General features: G+C 63.7%; 23 protein-coding genes. 8 read left to right on the plus strand and 15 right to left on the minus strand.

The window, feature by feature from the left end; all coding sequences use genetic code 11:
* The first annotated feature begins 120 nt into the window (after nt 1–120).
* On the plus strand, nt 121–921 hold the full coding sequence (locus Q4S41_RS19570) for a LytR/AlgR family response regulator transcription factor (protein ID WP_305032819.1): 801 nt from the start codon (nt 121–123) through the stop codon (nt 919–921).
* 13 nt (nt 922–934) lie between these two features.
* Here the strand turns inward: Q4S41_RS19570 and Q4S41_RS19575 are convergent, their stop codons facing one another.
* The 6 genes from Q4S41_RS19575 to Q4S41_RS19600 all read right to left on the minus strand — a co-directional run bounded on the left by Q4S41_RS19575 (nt 935) and on the right by Q4S41_RS19600 (nt 5,268).
* Nucleotides 935–1,519 (minus strand): Uma2 family endonuclease, encoded by a 585-nt coding sequence (locus tag Q4S41_RS19575; protein WP_305032820.1) that lies wholly within the window; start codon nt 1,517–1,519, stop codon nt 935–937.
* Between the two features lie 37 nt (nt 1,520–1,556).
* A complete protein-coding gene (locus tag Q4S41_RS19580) occupies nt 1,557–2,303 on the minus strand; it encodes a LytR/AlgR family response regulator transcription factor (RefSeq protein WP_305032821.1) in 747 nt (248 codons plus the stop codon).
* Entirely contained in the window at nt 2,300–3,352 is a 1,053-nt protein-coding gene (locus tag Q4S41_RS19585; RefSeq protein WP_305032822.1) for a sensor histidine kinase, read from the minus strand. Before Q4S41_RS19585 ends, Q4S41_RS19580 begins: the two co-directional genes overlap by 4 nt.
* Nucleotides 3,336–4,262 (minus strand): hypothetical protein, encoded by a 927-nt coding sequence (locus Q4S41_RS19590; RefSeq protein WP_305032823.1) that lies wholly within the window; start codon nt 4,260–4,262, stop codon nt 3,336–3,338. Before Q4S41_RS19590 ends, Q4S41_RS19585 begins: the two co-directional genes overlap by 17 nt.
* A gap of 62 nt (nt 4,263–4,324) precedes the next feature.
* Complete coding sequence (locus tag Q4S41_RS19595; RefSeq protein ID WP_305032824.1) at nt 4,325–4,795, minus strand: DUF1772 domain-containing protein; 471 nt, start codon at nt 4,793–4,795, stop codon at nt 4,325–4,327.
* Nucleotides 4,796–4,824: 29 nt separating this feature from the next.
* Nucleotides 4,825–5,268, minus strand: coding sequence for an ABA4-like family protein (locus tag Q4S41_RS19600; protein ID WP_305032825.1), 444 nt, complete (start codon nt 5,266–5,268; stop codon nt 4,825–4,827).
* Between the two features lie 179 nt (nt 5,269–5,447).
* Here Q4S41_RS19600 and Q4S41_RS19605 point away from each other — a divergent pair, with 179 nt between their 5' ends.
* Nucleotides 5,448–6,869: a TlpA family protein disulfide reductase gene (locus tag Q4S41_RS19605; RefSeq protein ID WP_305032826.1), complete on the plus strand. Its 1,422-nt coding sequence runs from the start codon at nt 5,448–5,450 to the stop codon at nt 6,867–6,869.
* Nucleotides 6,870–6,971: 102 nt separating this feature from the next.
* Nucleotides 6,972–7,673, plus strand: a complete 702-nt coding sequence (locus tag Q4S41_RS19610; protein ID WP_305032828.1) for a hypothetical protein — start codon at nt 6,972–6,974, stop codon at nt 7,671–7,673.
* Between the two features lie 38 nt (nt 7,674–7,711).
* Here the strand turns inward: Q4S41_RS19610 and Q4S41_RS19615 are convergent, their stop codons facing one another.
* The 3 genes from Q4S41_RS19615 to Q4S41_RS19625 all read right to left on the minus strand — a co-directional run bounded on the left by Q4S41_RS19615 (nt 7,712) and on the right by Q4S41_RS19625 (nt 10,394).
* Nucleotides 7,712–8,575 carry a DUF481 domain-containing protein gene (locus tag Q4S41_RS19615; RefSeq protein WP_305032829.1) on the minus strand — a complete coding sequence of 288 codons (864 nt, stop codon included), beginning with the start codon at nt 8,573–8,575 and terminating at the stop codon, nt 7,712–7,714.
* Nucleotides 8,576–8,578: 3 nt separating this feature from the next.
* Entirely contained in the window at nt 8,579–9,682 is a 1,104-nt protein-coding gene (locus Q4S41_RS19620; protein ID WP_305032830.1) for an AMP-binding protein, read from the minus strand.
* A gap of 64 nt (nt 9,683–9,746) precedes the next feature.
* A complete protein-coding gene (locus Q4S41_RS19625; protein WP_305032831.1) occupies nt 9,747–10,394 on the minus strand; it encodes a spermidine synthase in 648 nt (215 codons plus the stop codon).
* Nucleotides 10,395–10,569: 175 nt separating this feature from the next.
* Here Q4S41_RS19625 and Q4S41_RS19630 point away from each other — a divergent pair, with 175 nt between their 5' ends.
* The gene (locus Q4S41_RS19630; protein WP_305032832.1) at nt 10,570–10,761 is read left to right on the plus strand and encodes a hypothetical protein; all 192 of its coding nucleotides are present in this window, start codon (nt 10,570–10,572) and stop codon (nt 10,759–10,761) included.
* Nucleotides 10,762–10,858: 97 nt separating this feature from the next.
* On the opposite strand, the gene menB is transcribed toward Q4S41_RS19630, so the two are convergent.
* The 4 genes from menB to Q4S41_RS19650 form a co-directional block, all read right to left on the minus strand.
* The gene (menB, locus tag Q4S41_RS19635) at nt 10,859–11,683 is read right to left on the minus strand and encodes a 1,4-dihydroxy-2-naphthoyl-CoA synthase (protein WP_305032833.1); all 825 of its coding nucleotides are present in this window, start codon (nt 11,681–11,683) and stop codon (nt 10,859–10,861) included.
* A 140-nt stretch (nt 11,684–11,823) separates the two neighbouring features.
* A complete protein-coding gene (gene menD, locus Q4S41_RS19640) occupies nt 11,824–13,587 on the minus strand; it encodes a 2-succinyl-5-enolpyruvyl-6-hydroxy-3-cyclohexene-1-carboxylic-acid synthase (RefSeq protein ID WP_305032834.1) in 1,764 nt (587 codons plus the stop codon).
* A 69-nt stretch (nt 13,588–13,656) separates the two neighbouring features.
* Nucleotides 13,657–14,886, minus strand: coding sequence for a chorismate-binding protein (locus tag Q4S41_RS19645; protein ID WP_305032835.1), 1,230 nt, complete (start codon nt 14,884–14,886; stop codon nt 13,657–13,659).
* A 5-nt stretch (nt 14,887–14,891) separates the two neighbouring features.
* The gene (locus tag Q4S41_RS19650; RefSeq protein ID WP_305032836.1) at nt 14,892–15,326 is read right to left on the minus strand and encodes a hotdog fold thioesterase; all 435 of its coding nucleotides are present in this window, start codon (nt 15,324–15,326) and stop codon (nt 14,892–14,894) included.
* Nucleotides 15,327–15,465: 139 nt separating this feature from the next.
* On the opposite strand from Q4S41_RS19650, the gene Q4S41_RS19655 reads away from it, so the two are divergent.
* The 4 genes from Q4S41_RS19655 to Q4S41_RS19670 all read left to right on the plus strand — a co-directional run bounded on the left by Q4S41_RS19655 (nt 15,466) and on the right by Q4S41_RS19670 (nt 19,856).
* Nucleotides 15,466–16,089 carry a histidine phosphatase family protein gene (locus Q4S41_RS19655; RefSeq protein ID WP_305032837.1) on the plus strand — a complete coding sequence of 208 codons (624 nt, stop codon included), beginning with the start codon at nt 15,466–15,468 and terminating at the stop codon, nt 16,087–16,089.
* A gap of 231 nt (nt 16,090–16,320) precedes the next feature.
* Nucleotides 16,321–18,054: a pyruvate dehydrogenase complex dihydrolipoamide acetyltransferase gene (locus Q4S41_RS19660; RefSeq protein ID WP_305032838.1), complete on the plus strand. Its 1,734-nt coding sequence runs from the start codon at nt 16,321–16,323 to the stop codon at nt 18,052–18,054.
* Between the two features lie 135 nt (nt 18,055–18,189).
* Nucleotides 18,190–18,729 (plus strand): ATP-dependent protease subunit HslV, encoded by a 540-nt coding sequence (gene hslV / locus Q4S41_RS19665; protein ID WP_305032839.1) that lies wholly within the window; start codon nt 18,190–18,192, stop codon nt 18,727–18,729.
* Nucleotides 18,730–18,884: 155 nt separating this feature from the next.
* Nucleotides 18,885–19,856, plus strand: a complete 972-nt coding sequence (locus tag Q4S41_RS19670; RefSeq protein WP_201980502.1) for a deoxyhypusine synthase family protein — start codon at nt 18,885–18,887, stop codon at nt 19,854–19,856.
* A gap of 83 nt (nt 19,857–19,939) precedes the next feature.
* On the opposite strand, the gene Q4S41_RS19675 is transcribed toward Q4S41_RS19670, so the two are convergent.
* A complete protein-coding gene (locus Q4S41_RS19675; protein WP_305032841.1) occupies nt 19,940–20,296 on the minus strand; it encodes a VOC family protein in 357 nt (118 codons plus the stop codon).
* A 27-nt stretch (nt 20,297–20,323) separates the two neighbouring features.
* On the minus strand, nt 20,324–21,631 hold the full coding sequence (locus Q4S41_RS19680) for a cystathionine gamma-synthase family protein (RefSeq protein WP_305032842.1): 1,308 nt from the start codon (nt 21,629–21,631) through the stop codon (nt 20,324–20,326).
* Between the last annotated feature and the right edge of the window lie 104 nt (nt 21,632–21,735).

The raw sequence follows: 21,735 nt of genomic DNA on the forward strand, positions 1-21,735 counted from the left end.
AAGCATCTCTACCGCTGCAGCAATCCCTTTCAATAGGATTAGTTGCTCGGTAGAGATGCTTCGACAAGCTCAGCATGACGTTCTTTTGCTGTTACTATTTCTGATTCCTACTCGTTGATAATGCCCCTCCGCGCCCTCATCGTTGAAGACGAACCCCTGGCCGCCCGCCGCCTGGCCGACATGCTGGCCCGCCAGCCCGACCCCGTGCAGGTCATCGGCACCGCCGAGGCCGTGAGCCAGGCCGTGCAGCTACTCCAAACCGGCCCCGCGCCCGATGTGCTGTTCCTCGACATTCACCTGGCCGATGGCCTGAGCTTCGAGATATTTGAGCAGGCCACGGTGCGCTGTCCGGTCATCTTCACCACCGCCTACGACCAGTATGCGCTGCAGGCCTTCAAGGTCAACAGCGTCGATTACCTGCTCAAACCCATCGACGAGGAAGAGCTGCAGGCCGCCCTGCGCAAGCTGCGCGAGCGCCTGCCCGCCGCGGCTGCTGCCACCCCTGCCCCGGCCTTCGACCCTGCGCTGCTGGCCCAGTTGGTGCAGCAGATGCAACAGGGCGCGCCGCCCGCCGCCAGCTACAAAACCCAGTTTGTGGTGCGCGTGGGCGAGCACCTGAAAGTGGTGCCGCTCGACCAGATTGCCTACTTTTTCAGCCTCGAAAAAGCCACCTTCCTGCAAACCACCGAGGGCCGCAAGTTCGTGGTCGACTACACCATGGACCAACTCGAAACGCTGCTCGACCCGCGCCGCTTCTTCCGCCTCAACCGCGCTTACCTAGCCCAGCAGTCGGCCATTCAGGATATTATCCACTATACCAATTCACGCCTCCAAACCGTGCTCAAGCCCGCCGCCCCCGACGCCCAGGTGCTGGTGAGCCGCGAGAAAGTGAACGTGTTCAAAAGCTGGCTGGATAGGTAGGGCCGCGCCCGCTTTACTCCGCCCGCAGCCGGCGCAGCTCCAGCGCGAAGCCGGGCAGCACGGGCCCGGCCACCAGGTTTTGGTCGAAGCCCACCACGGGGCGCACGGGCCGGCCGGGCTCGAAAATATAGACCGATTCGGTGTCGGGCGCGATGAGCCAGCCCAGCCGGGCGCCGGCTTCGAGCCAGTGTTCCATCTTACGCATGGTGTCGGTGAGGCGGTCGGTGGGCGAGAGGAGCTCCACCACAAAATCGGGGCAGATGCGGGCGAAGCCGCGCCGGTCGTCGGGGCTCAGGGCGTTCCAATGCTCCCTGGCAATCCAACTGGCATCGGGCGAGAGCATGGCCCCGGTATCGAGGGTGAAGCCGGCGGAAGAATCAAAGGTCTTACCCAATTCAGTTTCAACGTTCCAGTTGGCTAATTGACGGGTTAGCTCGCTATTAGAAGCGCCGGTTTCAGAATTGGTAGGGGGCATGATGGTGATTTGGTGTTGCGCATCGCGCTCAATGCGCTGGTCACGGTTGTCCATGCAGAACTGATAGAATTCCTCATCGGTGAGGCGTTCGAGCAGGGGACTTTTCAAGGTGATGGCAGTCATGGCAGTGAAGAATTAAAGCAACAAGATACGCCGAAAGCTACCCTTCCAGCCACGCCTTCACGGCTCCCGCTTTCTCGCGGCTCACCAGCACTTCCTCGGCCGGAGCGGGGTGCAATTCGACCAGCAGCTTGCCGCCGAAATGCGGGTGCAGGCGGCGCACGGCCGGCAGCTGCGCAATGAGCTGGCGGTTGAGCCGGAAAAACTGCGTGGGGTCGAGCAGGCCTTCGAGCTGCTCCAGGGTGTAGTCGAGCACGAAGCGTCGGCCGTCGTGGGTCACCAGCGTCACGGTTTCGTGGCGGCTCTGAAACCAGGCGGCTTCGGCCACCGGCAGGGGCAGCAGTTGCTCGCCCTGCCGCACCAGAAAACGGGTTTTATAGGGCCGGCCGGGGCGGGGCAGCGCATCGAGAAGGTGCTCGACGGCGGACTCTTTCGGCCACTGGCGCAGCTTGACGATGGCCGCCTGCAGCTCCGCCAGCTTCACGGGTTTCAGCAGGTAGGCCACGCTGTTGGCCTGAAAGGCGCGGATGGCGTAGGCATCGTAGGCGGTGGTGAAAATGACCGGGCTGGGTACCACGGCCTGCTCCCAGATTTCTAGGCTTAGCCCATCGGCCAGCTGAATGTCGCTGAAGATGAGGTCGGGGGCGGGGTGGGCGGCCAGCCAGGCCAGGGCCCCGGCCACGGTGTCGAGCACGGCCAGCACCCGGGCTTCGGGCGCAGCCTGGGCCACGAGGCGCTGCAGGCGCTCGGCGGCGGGGTACTCGTCTTCGAGGAGCAGGATGGTCATGGCAGGCGGGGGGCGGGGGCCGGCAGCAGGGGCAATGCTGCCACAAATTTGTCGGCGGTGACGCGGGTTTCCAGCGGCCCGGCCGCGCCCAGCAACTCGTAGCGGCGGCGCACGTTGGCCAGGCCGGTGCCCGTGCCCGGCGCGAGGCCGGCCGTGCGGGGCCGCAGGGTGTTTTCGACCAGCAGCACCCCGGGCGCGTCGGCCGACGCCGTGATGCGCAGGTGCAGCGGCTGGGCGCGAGAGGCCACGTTGTGCTTCAGCGCATTCTCCACCAGCAGCTGCACGCTGAGGGGTGCCACGTGCCGCACCCGGGCCGCCGGCGACACGTCGGTTTCCACCACCAGATTGTCCCGAAAACGGGCTTTATGCAAGCCCAGGTAGGTTTCCACAAAGGCCAGCTCCTCGGCCAGCGGCACGGTGGCCTGGCCCTGGGCCAGCAGCACGTAGCGGTACACATCGGCCAGCTGCTCCACAAATTGCTGAGCGGGTGCGTTGTCCGGCTCGATGAGGGCGGCCAGCGTGTTGAGGTTATTGAACAGAAAGTGCGGGTCGAGCTGGCTTTGCAGGGCGTCGAGCTGGGCCTGGGTTTGGGCGCCGGCCAACTGCTCGGCCCGGTGCAGGTTGGCCTTCCACTGCTCGAAAAAATACATGGCCTCGTAGAGCGTGAGCACCGCCACGGTGGGCACCAGACTGAAGCGGGCCTCGCGCAGCAGCAGGCCGAAGGTGAGCGGGAAGTCGTGGGGCAGCAGCCCGTGCAGCGGCAGCGTGAGCACCACGGTGGTGGCCGCGGTGGCCAGCACGGCCGCGCCGGCCAGCAGCCAGATGCGGCGCGGCGTCTGCTCAGGGCGCGGAAACCGCCGCAGCAGCCCCAGCCACAGCTGCCGCATCACCACCCAGTAGCCGGTGGTGAAATACAGCGAGATGCCCCAGCTGACCAGCAGCTGCGACCAGTGCCCAAAAGCCCCGTTGGGAAGGTTGAAGGCCGCTATGGTGAAGCTCAGCAGCGGAATGCCTCCGAGCAGAAAGCGGCGGTCATGCAGCGTCGGCATGGGCGGGCACAGGGGGCAAGGAAGTGGGCGGGTGGGCAAAGGTAGCGGGCGGGCCGGGGGCTGCCCACAGCGGCCGGCCCGCCAGCGCCAGCGCAAACAGCCCGCCCACCGCCCCGGCATACAGCGCCGCCCCGGCCCAGGTGAGCGGGGTGGCCCAGCGCGGCGCCCAGCTGCTCAGGGCCCAGCCCAGCAACGGCAGTACCTGCAGGGCGTGCATGCCCAGGAAGTGCGCAATGCGCAGGTCGCCGGCGCGGGTGCTCCAGCCCAGGCCGGGCAGCCCGGGGCCGCCGTCGGGCGCGCCCACGGTGTGCTGCATGTTGTGAATCATCATGCCGCCCAGCACGCTGCCAATCAGAAATAGCAGCAGCCCCAGGCGCACGCCCCACACGTAGCCCAGCGGCCCGTGCAGCGGGTGCCGCCACACCAAAAACAAGGCCCACACCGTCATCAGCGTATTCACGAGAATGAATACGCCCATCAGGCCGAACAGCGTGCCGTTCAGGGCCGAGCTGGCGTTGTAGTGCGACGTGGTGCCGCGCGCCGCCTGCACAAAAATCACCCCCTGCTCCACCACCATGCTCACCGCCACGCCCCAGCTGATGAGCTGCACGGCCCGCTGCGCCGCCAGCGGCAAATCGGCCAGCAGCCAGCCCAGCGTCCAGGCAAAGGCGAGGATGGAGAGCGAGAACTTCAGCGGCTTCATCCAGACCGGCGCGCCCGTCACCAGGCGGTGGTCGAGCAGCAGCAGCGCCAGGGCCAGCACGGCCAGGCCCACGTTCAGCCAGCCCGTCCAGGACAGTACGGGGTTCACGCGGTGCAGCGTGCGCAGGGCCGTGGCCAGGGATGAAAGCCCGGATTCGGACGGGGCCGACGACGAAAAGAGCGAGGAGGGGAGCAGGGCAGTTTTCATGGGAAAGCGGTTTCGGAAAGCCAATGGACTGATTGAGTTGGGCCGTTGCGCGGTGGGTGGCGTCAGTCGGGCAGCGACAGGGTGTACAGGGCGGCCAGCCAGGCCAGCAGCGTAAGGAATATGCGGCCGTAGTTGAGGCGCACCCACCACGCCGCCCGCCGGGCCGTGGCCGCGCTGGCCGGGGCCCGCTGCAGCCGCAGGGCCATCGGGATGAAGAAGGCGAATGTGCTGAGGCGTTCGGCCAGTGCCAGCAGGGCGGCGGCCAGCCACCAATCGTGCCGCAGGGGCGGGGCCAGGCAGGCCAAGGCCAGGTTGGCGAGCGTGAGAAGCGTGAGCGGCAGCGTGGCAGCCGGCCCCCAAAACCGGCGGCCCACGTCGGTGCGCAGCATGGCCGCTCCGTCTACGCGGTAGCCGTCAGCCGTCGGTTCGAACCAAAGCGGCAGCACAATGCGCGTTTCGTAGAGCCCGGCGCCAAAGGCAACCCCGAGGTCAAGCACGAACAGCCACAGCAGTATTTCGGAAAAAAGGCTCATTTGCATTTAATGGGACGTGCTAAGGGCTTTTAAATAGCCGCCACCGCCTGCCGCGGGTACCGCCGCCGCACCGCCGCGTACAGCAGCAGCCCCAGCGGCCCCAGCATGAATGTGGCCACCAAACAAGGCAGCAGCACGAGGTGCGGCACCGCGCGCCGCTGCGCATCGCGGCTTTCCCAAATGCCCACGGCCATGTCGAAACACAGGTAGTGCACCCAGCCCGCCGTCAGGGCCCAGGGCTCGCGGAACAGCGCGGCCACCTGCGCCAGCGAGTTGAAGCCCGCGCCCGGCGCCGGGTGCGCCACGGTTTGGTAGCCGATGACCACCACGTAGGTAGCGGCCAGCAGCAGGGGCAGCGCGCCGCTGAGCACCACGGCGCGGGTGCCGCGCCAGCGCGGGGCCAGGATGAGCAACAGCCAGCCCATCACGGCCACGTTGTTGGCAATTTTGAACAGCAGGTCGGGCGTGAGCATCGGCGTTTGGTTGAATTGGTTGATTCAAACTTACGCGCAGGCCTGGCCGGCTGCCAGCCAAATGGGGGCGAAGCGGCAAACGGGCCGGGTGAAGCGCCGAAAGACCCGGGGCGAACCCAACGCAACCAATCGCCAGCCGGTCGGCTCGTACTTTGCAACCCCATTTTCACGCCCTGCTAATGCTTTCGCTTTCTGCCCTACTGGCAAGCGCCGTCCTGCGCCTACTGCCCGCCCCACCTGCCACGGCCACCCTCAGCGGCCACCTCGACCACGCCCCGGCCGGGGACACCGTGCGCCTCGCCTACGGCCAGCACCAGGGCCGCCAGCAACTGCGCGCCGTGCTCAGCCCCACCGGCGATTTCCGGGTGACGGTGCCCGACCTGCAGACCGGTACGCCGGTCGATTTCTACTACGCCCGCCAACACGCCAGCCTCTACCTGCAGCCCGGCGACGACGTGCGGATGACCCTCGACTTCCCCACGTTCGACGAAAACATCCGCTTCACCGGGCGCGGCGCCGACGCCAACAACTACCTGGCCCAGTCGCTGTGGCGGTTCGAGTTTGGCCCGGGCGCCGCCGCCGCGCGCCCCCAGCCCACCACCACGGCCGGCCAAATGCGGCAGCTGGCCAATGCCTTCCGCCAAACGCGGCGCAACTTCCTGGCCAGCTACGCCAAAGCCCACCCGCTGCCGGCCGAGTTGCAGCGCAACGAACTGCTCGATATTGACTTAGGCTGGGCCATTTCCCTGCTTGAATACCCGGGCGCCTACCGCAGCCTGGCCAAGCAGGAGCCCGTGCTGCCGGCCACGTATTTCGACTTTTTGCAGCAACTCCCGCTGAAGAAGTTCGACCAGTACCTCGGCGAGCGGGGCGGCAAGGGTAACACGGCCGTGCTGCGCTTTCTGACTTCCTATGCCAACCGTCTGAACCCCAGCGGCGTGCTGAGCCCCGACCCCGCCGAGGCCCCCCGCCACTACGCCCTGGCCCAGGCCGACTTCGGCCCCAATCCGGCCAGCATCGACCGGGCCATGGCCCAGTTCTACCTTTGGAAGCTCGACAGCAACCTCGACGGCGTGCTGGCGGCTTACCCCACTTTCGTGAGCCACAACCGCGACTCCACCACTGCCCGCACCCTGCGCATACTCATCGGCCGGCAATTGGCGGTGCGGGAGGGCAGCCCCGCCCCGGCCTTCACGCTGCTCAACAATGCCGGCCAAAAGGTGTCGCTGGCCGACCTGCGCGGCAAGGTCGTGTACCTCGATTTCTGGGGCACCTGGTGCGCCCCGTGCATGAAGGAAATGCCCGCCAGCATCGAATTGAAAAAACAGTTCGAGGGCCGCGACGTGGCCTTCGTCTTCATTTCGGTGGGCGACAAGGAAGACAAATGGCAAAAAGTGCTGGCCGCCGAGCGTTTCACCAGCCCCAACAGCATCCACCTGCGCAGCCCGGAGGGCAACGATGTGGCCAACCGCTACCAGGTCACGGGCTACCCCACCTACTGGCTCATCGGGCGCGATGGGGGCGTCATCACCCGCACGGCCCCGCGGCCCAGCGACGGCGCGGCTACGGTGGCGGCCATCAACGCGGCGCTGGCGAAGTAGGCCGTAAGGTATTCGGTGGGCTCATCCGTCTGCCGGTGGCAGGCCGCTGGGCGCCAGGCGTAGCCACAACTTCGCCGGGGCCGGGCCGTACTTCGTTTCGCTATGGTTCCGTTGTCGCGTTTTGTGTTGTGGGGAGGGCTGTTGGCTCCTGCGGCGGGTTGGGCCCAGGTCGGCCTGGCGGTGCCGCGCGATACCGCGGTGGGCCGCCGGGCCGTTCCGCGGCTGAAGCACAACCGCTTTGTGGTGCAGTACGACTCGCGCTACTCCATCATCAACCACCACTTCACCACCATCAACGGCCTCAAGCTGGGCCTCGAGTTCAAGAGCCGCTTCCGCACCGGCGCGGCCATCTACTTCCTCAGCACCGGCGTACCCACCCGCCAGGCCCGCCCCGACAAGGCCGCCGAAGACGCCGACGCCGAGTTGCGCTTCCGCTACCTGGCCGCCTACGCCGGCTACGTGCTGCTCGAAAACAACCGCTGGGAACTCAGCGCCAACCTGCAGCTGGGCATGGGCTCGGCCTATGTGAGTTACAAAGACATCGGAGGCGAATTCGACAAAACGCCCCGCGAGTTCATGGGGGTGGCCGAGCCGGCCATGGCGGCGCAGTACCGGGTGTTTCGCTGGGGCGGCTTTGGCACCGGCGCCGGCTGGCGCCAGCCCTTTTTTGTGCCCAAGTCCGTGCAAAAGGAGCTGAATGGTCCCGTGTTCTACCTGCGAGCCAACCTATTTCTGGGCGAGCTATTCAAAGTGGTGAAGGACCGGGAGCCGCTGTTCACCCAAGCCAACATGCAGGCCGACTAGCAGGTGGGCTGCATGACCGTTCAGGAACGTCCGCGTTGCTACTTGCCTGAGCTATAAGCAAAACCGATGGACAGCGTACCGTTGGCCCGGCTGCGGTCCTGCACCACCACGCTTTCGTAGGAAAAGGTGTAGGCCACGTTCAGCGCCAGGTGCTGGTAGAGCTTGAGGGCCAGCACAGTGGCGCTGTTGAGGCGGTAGTCGCCGCCGGGGTCGCGCAGGCTGGGCTGGTAAAACAGCAGCTCCGAAAAGCTGGCCACGCTCCGACTCAGGCGCAGCTTGAGGCGGGTGGAGTTGCGCACCACGTGGCGCAGCAGCGCCGGCTCAATAGTATAATCGGTGCGCTCGTTGAGCAGAAACGTGCTCAAGGCTAGCTCATTGCTGAGGGTGTCGGCATAAAGCTGGTAGCCCACCCCGCCCCCGGCCACCACCCGCTGCGCAATGGCGCGCAGGTTGCTGGTTTCAAACTCGCCCAGTGCATAGAATTTCCAGCGCCGAATGCGGTAGTCGGGCGTGGTCAGCAGCAGCAATTCCCGCTCGCGCAGGGCACCGTCCTGCCGCCCGTAGCTGTAGCTGAGCGCCGCCGGAAACTGCCAGTGCCCCCGCGTGAGCCCGCCCGTGTGGCTGGTGCTGAAGTACACCCGCTCCGCCGTGCCCGTGGTATAAAGCCCGGTAAGGGCGGCCGTGTAGCGCACGCCGCTGCCGTTCACATTGTAGGTTTCAAACTCGGCCGAAGGCAGCCCGGCCGGGGGCGGCGTGAGCCCGCCCACGCTGTTCACCGCCGCCGAATCGGACGCGGCGGTGGCCGTCGAGTCGGTTTGGGCGTGGGCCATGGGGCCGGCCAAAAGCAGCGCCAGCAGCACGCCCAGCCACCCAATTACCTGGCAAAACCATTGTGTTCGCATATCCTAGAGGCTGCGCAGCGTACCCGGCCGGTCGAGCTTGCCGGTGGCCGTGGTGCAGAATTCGGGCACGTAGCGCAGCTGCCTGGGTTGCTCATAGCGGCCCAGGCGCTCGGCCAGCAGGGCTTGGAGCTGCTTTTCGGTGGCGGGCGTCAGGGCCGGGCCTTCGATGAAGGCCGTCACGGCCTGGCCCAGGCGCTCGTCGGGCTGCCCGGCCACGAAGCAGCGGCGCGACTGCCCGATTTCAGCCAGGGCCACGTCCAGCACCAGCTCTACCTTCTCGGCGGGCACCTTCACGCCACCGGTATTTATCACAAAATCAGCCCGGCCCAGCCACTCAAAGGTGTGGGCATCGAGCAGGTTCACCTGGTCGTTGGTGGTGATGAGCTGGTCGTCGGTCACGTCGCCGCGCAGCGTGAGGCAGCCGCGCGCATCCTGCCCCGCCGCAATGCCGGTGAACACCCGGAAGCGCCCGCTGGCCTTGGGCCCGTTGAGGCGGCGCAGGGCCACGTGCGAGCAGGTTTCGGTCATGCCATACGTCAGGTACACCGGCACGCGCAGCGGCTGCAGCTCCTGTTGCAGCGAGGCATCGGCGGGCGCGCCGCCTATCAGAATGGCTTTCATCCGGTTGAGGCGCGCCGCCAGGCCAGCCGCCAGCACGGCCTTGATTTGCAGGGGCACAAAGGCCGAAAAGTCAAATTCCGCATCGGTTGCTACGTAGTCGAACGGGTTGGCGTGCGGCTCCACAATGGTCAGGTGCATGTTGCGCTCCAGCCCGCGCACCAGCATCATCATGCCGCCGATATACTCGCAGTTGAGGCACACCAGCGCCCGGTCGCCGGGCCCCAGGTCAAAATAGTCGGCCGTGCGCCGGGCCGAGGCTTCGAGCTGCCGGCGGCGCAGCGTAATGGGCGTGGGCGAGCCCGTGCTGCCCGAGGTGGTGAGCCCGAATTCCTGCGTCCCGTTCAGCCACTGCCGCACAAAATCCAGCACCCGGGCCTCGTAGCCGTTCACGGGCGCCGCGAGTTGCGCGGGGTATTGTTGAATGGCCGCGTAAGTGAATTCGCGGCCGTTGAGCAGGAGGGAGGTGGGCAGGGCGGAGGAGGTCATGGGGCAAAACTACGCGGCGCATCCCGCCGGCGTTCGGCGGCCCACCCGCAAATCCGGCGCCGGCCTACTCCGGCCGCTCCGCAATCAGCAGGGTATTGGTGCCCTCCACGGCCGCAAACTCCCGCACCTCGAACCCCATGTGAATCAGCTCGTCCTTCACCCGCTCAGCGCCCGAAGTCTGGCCGATGGTATTGAAAATCAGGTGCCCGCCGGGCCGCGCGCGCTGCCGGATATAGCGCCAGAAGGCCGGAGCCATAAACTTGTCCGGAACCTGGTTGTCGATAAATAAATCAATGATAATCAGCTCGTATTGCTCCGGCTGGGTTTTGACAAATGTGAAGGCATCGGCGCACACAATCTGCAGTTGCTCCGACTCAATTATTCCAAATTCCTCCCGCGCAATGCGTATCACCACCGGGTCAATGTCCACCGCCGTGATGCGGCCTTTGAAGTCGAAATCGAGCTGTAGCGTGGCCACCGCCGACCCGCCGCCCAGGCCCAGCAGCAGCACGTGGCACACAGGTGCCAGGTCCAGCTGGCTGAGCGCAAACTTGAGGATGCGCTGCAGCGAGCCGTAGGAATAGTTAGCGTTGAGGCTGTCGAGCACCTTGCGCCCGTTCGCCACCGTCACCTCCAAATCGCCGTTAAATTCCGACCTGATTTTGCGCGTCTGGGGAAAGAAATAGCTCAGAAGTTTCTGCGTCGAATTCATGGCAGGCTGAAAGGCTTTTTCGGGAATCACAAGCAAAGAGTGGCCCCAGGCCAGCAAAGTTGCAAGCCCCACTTCCAGCGCACAAGGATTGAGCCCGTCCGCCATCTCGAAAAAAAGTGCTTGACTTTTAAGTGAGTAATCACTAATATAGGACTTACATCAACGCCTTTCCGCTATGAATGCCCAACCGCAACCCGCCGCTGGTGTGGCTTCCGCAGCCGGTAGCCCGCTTCCCAAAGTCCGTCGCTTCGAGCTGTCGGAAATTAAAGCCCGCGCCAAAGCCATCAAAAAGGCCCGCAAGCAGGAAGACCGGCGGTTTTTTTTTAGCTGGTGTTCGTGCCTGCATGCCATTGGGTTCAGCTACTAGCGGTTTTGATATAATCCTACTCAAATAGAAAAGCGCGCCTGCTTTCTGCCAGAAAGGTAGAAAGCAGGCGCGCTTTTTGGCGCAGCGCTGGGAGCACTTACGGGAATTTCGGAAACTTCGAGAAGTCCGGCTGGCGCTTTTCCATGTAAGCGTTGCGGCCTTCCTTGGCCTCGTCGCTCAGGTAGTAGAGCAGCGTGGCGTTGCCGGCCAGCTCCTGAATACCGGCTTGGCCGTCCAGCTCCGCGTTGAAGCTCGATTTGAGCATGCGCAATGAAAGCGGGCTCTTCTGCAGAATCTTGTGGCACCAGGCCACGGTGGTTTCTTCCAGCTTATCGAGCGGCACCACTTTGTTCACGAGGCCCATGTCGAGGGCTTCCTGGGCATCGTACTGGTCGCAGAGGAACCAGATTTCGCGGGCTTTCTTCTGGCCCACGATGCGCGCCAGGTACGAGGCCCCGAAGCCACCGTCGAACGAGCCCACGTTGGGGCCGGTCTGGCCGAAGCGGGCGTTGTCGGCCGCCACGGTCAGGTCGCACACCACGTGCAACACGTGGCCACCGCCGATGGCCCAGCCCGCCACCATGGCCACCACGGGTTTGGGGATGGAGCGGATGATTTTCTGCAGTTCGAGCACGTTGAGGCGGGGCACGGTATCCTCGCCCACGTAGCCGCCGTGGCCGCGCACGCTCTGGTCGCCGCCCGAGCAGAAGGCCCGGCCGCCCTCGCCGGTGAGGATGATGACGCCGATGTCGGTGCGGTCCTGGCAGATGCGCATGGCCTCAATCATTTCCTGCACCGTGAGCGGCGTGAAGGCGTTGTGCACCTGCGGCCGGTTGATGCTGATTTTGGCGATGCCGCCAAACTGCGTGAAGAGAATTTCTTTGAACTCCTTAATCGGGGTCCAGCTGATGGGTTCGGTCATAGAAAAGAGAATGAGTGAAGTTGAACGTCATGCTGAGCGCAGTCGAAGCATCTCGCGTGCAGCAGTAATCAGGGTCGATTGCAACGAAGCAGTAGAGATGCTTCGACTACGCTCAGCATGACGTTCAGTTGATTAAATGTTCAAGCGAATGCAGCTTTCACCGCCGCCCGGTATTCTTCAAAAAACGCTGCGTTGGTCTTCGAGTCGGTGAAGACTTCCAGAATGGTCGCGCCGGTTTCGGCTGCAAAGAAAACCGGCAGCGCGGCTTCAAGTTCGGCAAAGCTTGAAACCGGGAAATAGCGCAGGTTGAAATCCCGCGCCGTGTTCTCGGCCGTGAGCAGCTGGCGCGTCTCAAAAAACTCGTCCAGCTCCGGCTGCTGGCGCGGCCCGTCGATGATGCGGAAGATGCCGCCGCCGTGGTTGTTGAACAGCACCACCCGCAGGTTGGGCAGCGGGTAATTATGCCAGAAGGCATTGCGGTCGTAGAAAAACGCCACATCGCCGGTCATCAGAACCACCGGCCGCTGCGGCTGGGCCAGCGCGGCGCCCACGGCCGTGGAGGTACAGCCGTCGATGCCGCTGGTGCCCCGGTTGGCGAACACCTCAATTTGCCGGTCCTTGGGCAGCCCCAGAATATTGGCGTAGCGCACAGCCATGCTATTGGCCAGGTGCAGGGCCACGTAATCAGGCAGGAAAGCCACTACCTGGTGAAAGGTTGAGAACTCATTAAATACGTGTTCTGACGCAAAGAATTCATGCAAAAAAGCCGCCGCCGCTGCTTCCGCCCGATGCCAGGTTGCGGTCCCTTCTGAAGCCGAACTATTCGCAGACGAAGCCGCGTGCGAAGCATGGGAAGCGTCGGGCTCATCGCCGGCCGCCTTTTCCATTGCCGCCAGTTGATGAAAAAAGCCGGCCGGCTCGACGCGAATGACCCGGGTGAGTGCCCGGAAAGTATCAGCCGCTTCGCCGTGGGCCTGAATGTGCCAATGCTCGGCCGGTGCGGCTTCGCGCAAAAACAGCTTCAGGCTTTTGGAAATCAGCGACTGCCCGAAGGTGATGAGCAGGTCGGGCCGCAGGTCGGTGCGGGCTTCCTTCGGCAAGCCGGCCAGAAACACGTCTTGCTGGCCGACGGCCGAACTGTCCGGAGTCAGCAGGTTGGCAATGGTGTCTCCAACCACCACGGCCCCGACAGCCGCAACAAAGGCGCTCAGATTGGCTTGTAACTCCTGACTGGCCGGGTTTTGGCCCGCCACCACCACTACCTTTTGGGCGGTTTTTATCTCGCGCAGAAAGGCAGCCGCTTCGATGGTCGGGAGGACCGGTTCGGGCGTCGCTTCCAACGTGATTTTTACTTCCTTTTCATACCGAATTTCCTCGCCCGCCTTCGGATAGAATGGCTCGCGCAGCGGCACGTTCACCTGCACCGGCCCGGCGGGCGCGGCCTGCGCCAGGTTGATGGCCTCGTTCACGATGCGCGCAGAGTGCCACTTGGCATCGGCGTGCGCGGTATCCACCGGAAACTCGAACGCGCCCTTGGCGTGCGCGCCATAAAGGTTACGCTGCCGGATGGTCTGCCCATCGAGTTGGTCAATCCATTCCGGCGGTCGGTCAGCCGTAAAAATCACCAGTGGGATATGCTGAAAAAACGCCTCGGCCACAGCCGGCGCGTAGTTCAGCCCCGCCGTACCCGAGGTGCACACCAGTGCCACCGCCCGCCGCTGCGCCTGCGCAATACCGAGGCCGATAAAAGCCGCCGCGCGCTCATCGGGCACCACGCGCACCGTCAAATCGGGGTGGCGGGCGAAGGCCAGCGTGAGCGGCGCCGAGCGCGAACCCGGCGACAAAACGACATCAGTGATGCCGTGGCGGGCGCAGATTTCGGCGATATTATGAACGGCCTGCATAGGTAGGAGATTATATAAACTTAAGAAGCACGGGTCATGCTGAGCGCAGTCGAAGCATGCCCCGTGCTTTCACTCATGTAGCACCGCGCTTACGGTTTGTAATTTCATTTGGGTTTCCTGCCACTCGCGTTCGGGGTCCGAGTCGACGGTGAGGCCGGTGCCGGCGTAGAGCACGGCTTCGCCTTCGCGCAGCTGGAGGCAGCGCAGGTTCACGTAGAGGCGGGCCACGCCGGGCGCGGCCACGTTCACTGGGCCCAGGAAGCCGCTGTAGTAGGCCCGGTCATAGCCCTCGCGGGCTTGAATAAACGCCATAGCGGCTTGCTTGGGCATGCCGCCCACGGCCGAGGTGGGGTGCAGCAGGCGTAGCATGTCGGTGCCCAGATTGGGGAAGGGCACGTGCTTGAGGTTCACTTCAAAATCGGTGCGCAGGTGCAGTAGCTGGCCGGCAATGACGGTGCGCGGCCCGGTTTCGTGGTACTCCCGCAGCCGCAGCTGCTTGAAGCAGCTCACGATGTAGCGCGCCACCAGCGCCTGCTCCTCAATCTCCTTCTGCCGCCAGATGGCCGTGCGGGGCGTCACCTCGGCCGTGAGCGGCTGGGTGGCGGCCAGCGCCATGGTGTGGAAGGTGCCGTCGGCCGTGACTTCGGCCAGCACCTCCGGCGTGGCGCCCAGCCAGGTGCCCACACCCGGCACGCTCACCAGCGACACAAACGCCCGCGGATACTTCTCCATCAGCTCCCCAAATGCCCCAAACGCATCAAAACCCGCCGGCAACGGCCGCCGCGCGGCGCGCGACGTCACCACTTTCACCACTTCTTTGCTTTCGATGGCCGCCACGCCCGCGCTTACCAACGCGGTGTATTCCGCCTCAGTAGCGGCATGCGGCGCGGGCTGCTGGCTGCGGTGCCAGGTCAAGGACTCAACTGTAGGAGCTGCCAGCCAAGCCGCCAAGCCGGGCACAATATCATTGGCCGCGCCCGACACAGCCACCGTTTCCGGCTCGGCGACGTCGTAAGTCACGTCGGCGGGCAGAAACAGGGCCGGATTGTGGTCAGAATCGCGAAAAGGAAAAAAGGCGAAGCCGGCCGGAGCCTGCGCATCCAGCGCGGGCGGCAGGCCGGTGAAGGCCGCTTCCAGGGAGCGCGCCACCAGCAGGCGCGGGTGGTCGGCGCCGGGCTCGCGCCACAGCGCCAGCGGGCGGCCCGTGCGCAGGGCCCCGGCCGCGAGGTGGCGCAGGCGGGCCAGCGCATCGAGGCCGGCGGCCGTGGCAGGCCAGCGTAGTTTGCGGAGTTCGGGCACGGGCATCAGGCGGTTTTTCCGGCGGCGCCTGGTAGGTCAATCACGGCCATGGTGATGCGGCTGAGGCAGACCAGCGCGCCGGTTTCTTCGTGCGTGATGCGGATTTCCCACACCTGCGTGCTCCGACCGATGTGCACGGCCGTGGCCCGGCCCCGCACCCAGCCATCGCGCACGCCTTTGATGTGGTTGGCGTTGATTTCCAGGCCCACGCAGGCCTGCTTCGTGCGGTCGACGCGCAGGGTGGCGGCGATGCTGCCCAGCGTCTCGGCCAGGGCCACGGAGGCGCCGCCGTGCAGCAGGCCCATGGGCTGGTGGGTGCGGCCATCCACGGGCATGCGGCCTTCGAGGTGGTCGTCGGCCACGGCCGTGATTTCGATGCCGAGGGCATGGGCCAGGTTCGGGCGCGAATCCGTCCACTGCTTCACTTCTTCCAGGGTCATAGGGGAGGGGCAAGGCCGGCCAAAAGTGGCCAGGCAGCCTTTGGTCAGCGGGTCGTATAAAATTTGGGCCAACGGCCGGGGCTAAAACCCCGTACTTTGAGGGATTGTTGACGGATTGTTACGCAAAACTACACGCAACGTGAGGCCCCGGACCATCTTCCTCCTTCGCCACGGCCAGACCGATTTCAACGTGCGCGGCATTGTGCAGGGCAGCGGCGTCGATTCCAGCCTCAATGACGTTGGCAGGCGCCAGGCCGCGCAGTTTTTTGCAGCCTACGGGCACGTGCCGTTCGATAAAGTATACACTTCGGCCCTGCGCCGCACCCACGAGTCGGTGCAGCAGTTCCTCGACCTTGGCCTGCCCCACGAAGCCCACACGGCCCTCAACGAAATCAGTTGGGGCGTGCGCGAGGGTACCCGCATTACCATGGAAGAGGACGCCGAATACCGCCAGGTGCTGGCCGGCTGGGTGGCCGGCGACGACAACGCCCGCCTCACCGGTGGCGAGAGCCCCGCTGAAGTGGCCGCCCGCCAGCGCCCGTTCATTGAGTTGCTGAAAGCGCGCGACGACGAAGAAACTGTCCTCGTCTGCATGCACGGCCGGGCCATGCGCGTTATGCTCTGCCAGCTTCTCAACTACCCGCTCAGCTGCATGGAAGGCTTCGAGCACAGCAACTTATGTCTTTATAAATTGGAGTACACCGGCTCGGTTTTTACCATCAAGAACTTTCTGGACGTGTCGCATTTGCAGGTGGCGGGCTGATTGTGGCGTTTTACGCCGAAACGTCATGCAGAGCGCAGCGAAGCATCTTGCTCGCAGTAAGTAAATCAATTGCAAAGGTTTAGTAGTGCGGGCAAGATGCTTCGCTGCGCTCTGCATGATGTTTTGGATTCACTCGTTGAGCAAGTCCTTACATTCTCCCCTTAATAACATTGCCCCCGCCAACTTTTCCGGCTAATTTTGGCCTCCTCAACTCTAGCGCTTCCATATCCGATGGCCGAAATCATAAAAATGCCCAAAATGAGCGACACGATGACCGAAGGGACCATCGCGGCCTGGCTCAAGAAAGTGGGTGATAAAGTTAAATCCGGGGACATCCTGGCCGAAGTCGAAACCGATAAAGCCACCATGGAGCTGGAAAATTACGAAGACGGCACCCTGCTCTACATCGGGCCGAAAGAGAAAGATTCCGTGCCGGTTGACGGCATTCTGGCCATTGTGGGCAAAGAAGGTGAAGACATTTCGGGCCTGCTGAACGGCCAGAGCGGCGGCGCTGCTCCGGCTGCTGCGGCACCTGCGGCCCCCGCCGCTGAAGCGCCCAAAGCTCCGGAAGCTGCTCCGGCTCCCGCACCAGCCCCGGCTCCGGCGCCCGCCGCTGCAGCCGCTCCTACCGCCCCGGCCGCGCCCGCCAATGGCAAGAAAGCCACCGTGGTGCGCATGCCCAAAATGAGCGACACGATGACCGAGGGCACCATTGCCGCCTGGTTGAAAAACGTGGGCGACAAAGTGAAATCGGGCGACGTGCTGGCCGAAGTCGAAACCGACAAAGCCACCATGGAGCTGGAAAACTACGAAGACGGTACCCTACTCTACACTGGCCCTAAAGCCGGTGAAGCCGTGGCCGTTGACGGCATCCTGGCCATTATCGGCGAAGAAGGCGCCGACATTCAGGCCCTGCTCGGCGGTGGCTCAGCCCCTGCTGCTGCGCCCGCTGCCGCTCCTTCCGAAGCCGTTGCACCTGCCCCAGCCGCCGCTGAAGCTCCTGCTGCTGCGCCGGCCCAACCGGCTGCCTCGGCCAGCAACGGCCGCATTCTGGCCTCACCGCTGGCCAAAAGCATTGCCAAGGAAAAAGGCATTAACCTTTCGCAGGTGGTAGGCAGCGGCGACAACGGCCGCATTGTGCAGCGCGACGTGGAGAATTTCCAACCCGGCGCTGCCGCGGCACCCGCTGCTGCTCCGGCTCCGCAGGCTGCTCCGGCCGCTGCGCCCCAGGCTGCTGCTTCGGTTCCCGCAGCCGCCCCGGCCGCCAGCGCCCCTGCTTCGACCGATACGTATACCGACACGCCGGTGTCGCAGATGCGCAAGGTGATTGCCAAGCGCCTCTCGGAGAGTCTGTTCACGGCACCGCATTTCTATCTCACGATGGAAATCAACATGGACAAGGCCATGGAAGCCCGCGTGAAGCTCAACGAGCTGTCGCCGGTGAAGCTGAGCTTCAACGACTTGGTGCTGAAGTCGGCGGCTATCGCCCTGCGCTCGCACCCGGCCGTGAACTCCTCGTGGCTCGGCGACCGAATTCGTCAGAACAAGGTCATCAACATCGGCGTGGCCGTGGCTGTGGACGAAGGTCTGCTCGTGCCCGTGATTCGCAACGCCGACCAGAAAGGCCTTGCTACCATCGCCAACGAGGTGAAGGAGCTGGCCGGCAAAGCCAAATCCAAGAAGCTGCAGCCGGCCGAGTGGGAGGGTAGCACCTTCACCATCTCGAACCTGGGCATGTTCGGCATCGACGAATTCACCGCCATCATCAACCCGCCGGATGCCTGCATCCTGGCCGTGGGCGGCATCAAGCAAACCGCCATCGTGAAGGACGGCGCGCTGGCCATCGGCAACATCATGAAGGTGACGCTGAGCTGCGACCACCGCGTGGTGGACGGCGCCACCGGCGCGGCTTTCCTGCAGACGCTGAAGAGCCTGCTGGAAGACCCCATGCGTTTGATGATTTGAGGTAATTAACAACGCGTTGTCATCCTGAGCGTAGCGAAGGACCTTATCACGATTGGACGAAATCGTTCAAGAAGCTTGCTGCCGTGATAAGGTCCTTCGCTGCGCTCAGGATGACCGTTTTTTAACCAAACTGCAATGACCAGAATCCGCTCTACTACCGTCCTCGGCATCCGCCACAACGGCGAAATTGCCGTGGGCGCCGACGGCCAGGCCACCATGGACAAGCACGTGGCCAAAAACAACGTGCGCAAAATCCGCAAGCTGCAGGATGGCAAGGTCGTAACCGGTTTCGCCGGCTCCACGGCCGATGCGTTTATGCTGCTTGACCGCTTCGACGAGAAGCTGACCAGCTACGGCGGCAACCTCAAGCGCGCCGCCATCGAGCTGGCGAAAGACTGGCGCAAAGACCAGTACCTGCGCAAGCTGGAAGCCATGATGGTTGTGGCCGACAAGGACGAATTGCTTATCCTGAGCGGCACCGGCGACGTATTGGAACCGGACTCTGACGTGGCCGCCATCGGCTCGGGTGCCATGTATGCCCAAGCCGCCGCTTTGGCTCTGAAGAAACACGCGCCGCATCTAACTGCCCGCGAAATGGTGGAGGAGGGCCTGCACATCGCGGCCGACATCTGCATTTACACTAATCACAATTTGATGATTGAGTCGCCAGGCTAGGCGGCCTTTGAACATCCAACTCGAACGTCATGCTGAGCGAAGTCGAAGCATCTCTACCGCAAGAGTAAATAATTTATGTAGCGCGGTAGAGATGCTTCGACTTCGCTCAGCATGACGTTCAACTTGAACCCGATAACAACATAATCCCCCCAACCATGCACATCACCAACTTCATCCGCCACCACTTCCGCCACTTCAATGCTGCTGCTCTTGTGGATGCGGCCGATGGCTACAACAAGCACCTCGCCGATGGCGGCAAGATGATGATAACTCTGGCCGGCGCCATGAGCACCGCCGAGCTGGGCATTCAGCTGGCCGAGCTGATTCGACAGGACAAGGTGCAGATTATCAGCTGCACCGGCGCCAACCTGGAAGAGGATATCTTCAACCTCGTGGCCCACGATTTCTACGAGCGGGTGCCGCACTACCGCGACCTCACCGCCGCCGACGAGCAGGCCCTGCTGGCCCGCCACATGAACCGCGTGACCGATACCTGCATCCCCGAGGAAGAGGCCATGCGCCGCCTGGAGCACTCGGTGCTGAAATTCTGGGAGAAGGCCGACAAGGCCGGCGAAAGCTATTTCCCCCACGAGTTTTTCTACCAGATTCTGCTGAGCGGCGAACTGGAGCAGTACTACCAGATTGACCCCAAAAACTCCTGGATGCTGGCCGCGGCCGAAAAAAATCTGCCCATCATCTGCCCCGGCTGGGAAGATTCCACGCTCGGCAACATCTACGCCGGCCACGTGATGACCGGCGACGTGAAGAACGTGCACACCATGCGCACCGGCATCCAGTACATGATGTACTTAGCCGACTGGTACACCCAAAACGCCACCGAAGAAAGCAAAGTGGGCTTCTTCCAGATTGGCGGCGGCATTGCCGGCGACTTCCCCATTTGCGTGGTGCCCATGCTGCACCAGGATTTGCAGCGCCACGAAGTGCCGCTGTGGGGCTACTTCTGCCAGATTTCGGACTCCACCACCAGCTACGGTAGCTACTCCGGCGCCGTGCCCAACGAGAAAATCACCTGGGGCAAGCTGGGCGAGAAAACCCCGAAGTACATCATTGAATCGGACGCCACCATCGTGGCGCCGCTGGTGTTTGCCATCGTGCTGGGGCAGTAATTGCTGCTTACATAGGGCGCAAAAAGAGCCTGCCGCTAATGAAGCGGCAGGCTCTTTTTATTTTGCTGTGGCAATGCCATTGCCTACATATCAGCCAATATTTCGACCATGATTCCACCCGGTGCCCGTAGGTAAAACGTCCAGGAGCCGTGGAATTTGCGGGGCGGGTCGATGGTGAAGCCGTCGGCGGTAAGGCGTTGGTACAACTCGTTCACCTGGTCCGGGCTTGCCTGAACGAAGCCGATGTGGAAGTGCTCGGGGTAGCGGACTTCCGCGGCGCGGTCAAAATTGCTGAGCGTGAGTACCATGCCGGCCGCATCGCGCAGCACAACAAGGGCATCATTCGATTTCGTGACGGCTTGCAAACCGAAATACTTCTCGAAAAAAGCCTGGGTCTGGGGCACGTCGCTCACGGCCAGGTTGAGGTGATTAAGAATCATGGCCGGTTGGCTTGCCACAGTTCGGGTTTACGCCAGTTCCAATTCCCGCGCCTTTACCATTCCCACGGCTTCAAAGGCCTGCTCCAGGTCCAGCATCAAATCCTGCGGGTCTTCGACGCCGATGCTGAGGCGAATCATTTGGGCGGTGATGCCCATTTCGGCCTGCTCGGGTACCGCGATGTCGGAGTGCGTCATGGTGGCGGGGTGTTCGGCGAGGCTTTCGGTGCCGCCGAGGCTCACGGCCAACTTGATGAGGCGCAAGGCGTTGAGGAAGCGGAAAGCTTCGGGCTCGCCGCCTTTGATGTCGAACGAAATCATGGAGCCGGGCGAGAGGCAGTGGCGGCGGTAGATGTCCTGCTGGGCGGGGCAGTGCTCCAGGTGCGTGAGGTAGTAGGTGCGCTGCACCAGCGGGTGGGCGCGGAGCCAGTCGGCAATAATTTGGGCGCTCTGGGCGGCGCGCTCCATGCGCAGCTTCAGGGTTTCGAGCGAGCGCATGAGCATCCAGCCGGTGTTGGGGTCGCACATGGTGCCCATGAAGGTGCGCATGGCTTTGATTTCCTTCATAAGGGGCTTGCTGGCCAGGGCCGCGCCCGCGATGAGGTCGGAATGCCCGCCCAGAAACTTGGTGGCCGAGTACAGCACCACGTCGGCCCCGTGCTTGAGCGGGTGCTGAAAAACGGGGCCGAGGAAAGTGTTATCGACCACCAGGCGGATGGGGTGCTCCGGGGTGCCGTGCTGGCGGGCCAGGGCGGCGCAGGCTTCCAGGTCCACGAGGTGGTTGGTGGGGTTGGCGGGCGTTTCGACGAAAATCATGGCCAAACGGCCCTGCTCGATGCCGGCCACCTGGGCCGTAAGCTCCTCCGGGGTGGCGGTGGGGCGGAAGCCCACGGCCGTGATGCCGAACTTGGGCAGCACGTTTTTGAGGAAGAAATCGGAGCCGCCGTACACCGGCTCGGAGTGCAGCACCACGTCGCCGGGCTTGAGCAACGCCAACAAGGTGGTGCTGATGGCGGCCATGCCGCTGGCGAAGCTGGCCGCGTCCTCGGCGCCGTCCCAGAGGCAGAGGCGGTGCTCCAGAATTTCCAGGCTCGGGTTGTTGAGGCGGGAGTAGATGAGGCCCATTTCCTCGTCGGGGTTGGCCTGGCGCAGGCCGTAGGCCAGTTCGAAGTGGGCCTTGCCCTCCTCGGCGCTCGCGAAAACGAAGGTGGAGGTTTGGAAAATGGGGGGCTTGATGGCGCCCTCGCTCCAGGCGGGGGTGTAGCCGTAGCTCATCATCAAACTTTCGGGGCGCAGGCGGGCGCCGCCGATGTGGGCGTGGTCGTGCAGGGTGGGCATGCAGTGGGGGTTGGGTGGGAATGGAGGAATAAGGTGGGACGAAGGTAGGGTTTTGTTTTGAGAGACATAAAAAAGCCCGTCGCTGCGTTAGCGACGGGCTTTTT

The sequence above is a fragment of the Hymenobacter convexus genome (assembly GCF_030580955.1).
Lineage (GTDB): Bacteria > Bacteroidota > Bacteroidia > Cytophagales > Hymenobacteraceae > Hymenobacter.

Coding starts and splice junctions, on each gene's coding strand:
- Q4S41_RS19570 (WP_305032819.1), top strand. CDS start 121: ATGCCCCTCCGCGCCCTCATCGTTGAAGACGAACCCCTGGCCGCCCGC.
- Q4S41_RS19575 (WP_305032820.1), bottom strand. CDS start 1,519: ATGACTGCCATCACCTTGAAAAGTCCCCTGCTCGAACGCCTCACCGAT.
- Q4S41_RS19580 (WP_305032821.1), bottom strand. CDS start 2,303: ATGACCATCCTGCTCCTCGAAGACGAGTACCCCGCCGCCGAGCGCCTG.
- Q4S41_RS19585 (WP_305032822.1), bottom strand. CDS start 3,352: ATGCCGACGCTGCATGACCGCCGCTTTCTGCTCGGAGGCATTCCGCTG.
- Q4S41_RS19590 (WP_305032823.1), bottom strand. CDS start 4,262: ATGAAAACTGCCCTGCTCCCCTCCTCGCTCTTTTCGTCGTCGGCCCCG.
- Q4S41_RS19595 (WP_305032824.1), bottom strand. CDS start 4,795: ATGAGCCTTTTTTCCGAAATACTGCTGTGGCTGTTCGTGCTTGACCTC.
- Q4S41_RS19600 (WP_305032825.1), bottom strand. CDS start 5,268: ATGCTCACGCCCGACCTGCTGTTCAAAATTGCCAACAACGTGGCCGTG.
- Q4S41_RS19605 (WP_305032826.1), top strand. CDS start 5,448: ATGCTTTCGCTTTCTGCCCTACTGGCAAGCGCCGTCCTGCGCCTACTG.
- Q4S41_RS19610 (WP_305032828.1), top strand. CDS start 6,972: ATGGTTCCGTTGTCGCGTTTTGTGTTGTGGGGAGGGCTGTTGGCTCCT.
- Q4S41_RS19615 (WP_305032829.1), bottom strand. CDS start 8,575: ATGCGAACACAATGGTTTTGCCAGGTAATTGGGTGGCTGGGCGTGCTG.
- Q4S41_RS19620 (WP_305032830.1), bottom strand. CDS start 9,682: ATGACCTCCTCCGCCCTGCCCACCTCCCTCCTGCTCAACGGCCGCGAA.
- Q4S41_RS19625 (WP_305032831.1), bottom strand. CDS start 10,394: ATGAATTCGACGCAGAAACTTCTGAGCTATTTCTTTCCCCAGACGCGC.
- Q4S41_RS19630 (WP_305032832.1), top strand. CDS start 10,570: ATGAATGCCCAACCGCAACCCGCCGCTGGTGTGGCTTCCGCAGCCGGT.
- menB (WP_305032833.1), bottom strand. CDS start 11,683: ATGACCGAACCCATCAGCTGGACCCCGATTAAGGAGTTCAAAGAAATT.
- menD (WP_305032834.1), bottom strand. CDS start 13,587: ATGCAGGCCGTTCATAATATCGCCGAAATCTGCGCCCGCCACGGCATC.
- Q4S41_RS19650 (WP_305032836.1), bottom strand. CDS start 15,326: ATGACCCTGGAAGAAGTGAAGCAGTGGACGGATTCGCGCCCGAACCTG.
- Q4S41_RS19660 (WP_305032838.1), top strand. CDS start 16,321: ATGGCCGAAATCATAAAAATGCCCAAAATGAGCGACACGATGACCGAA.
- hslV (WP_305032839.1), top strand. CDS start 18,190: ATGACCAGAATCCGCTCTACTACCGTCCTCGGCATCCGCCACAACGGC.
- Q4S41_RS19670 (WP_201980502.1), top strand. CDS start 18,885: ATGCACATCACCAACTTCATCCGCCACCACTTCCGCCACTTCAATGCT.
- Q4S41_RS19675 (WP_305032841.1), bottom strand. CDS start 20,296: ATGATTCTTAATCACCTCAACCTGGCCGTGAGCGACGTGCCCCAGACC.
- Q4S41_RS19680 (WP_305032842.1), bottom strand. CDS start 21,631: ATGCCCACCCTGCACGACCACGCCCACATCGGCGGCGCCCGCCTGCGC.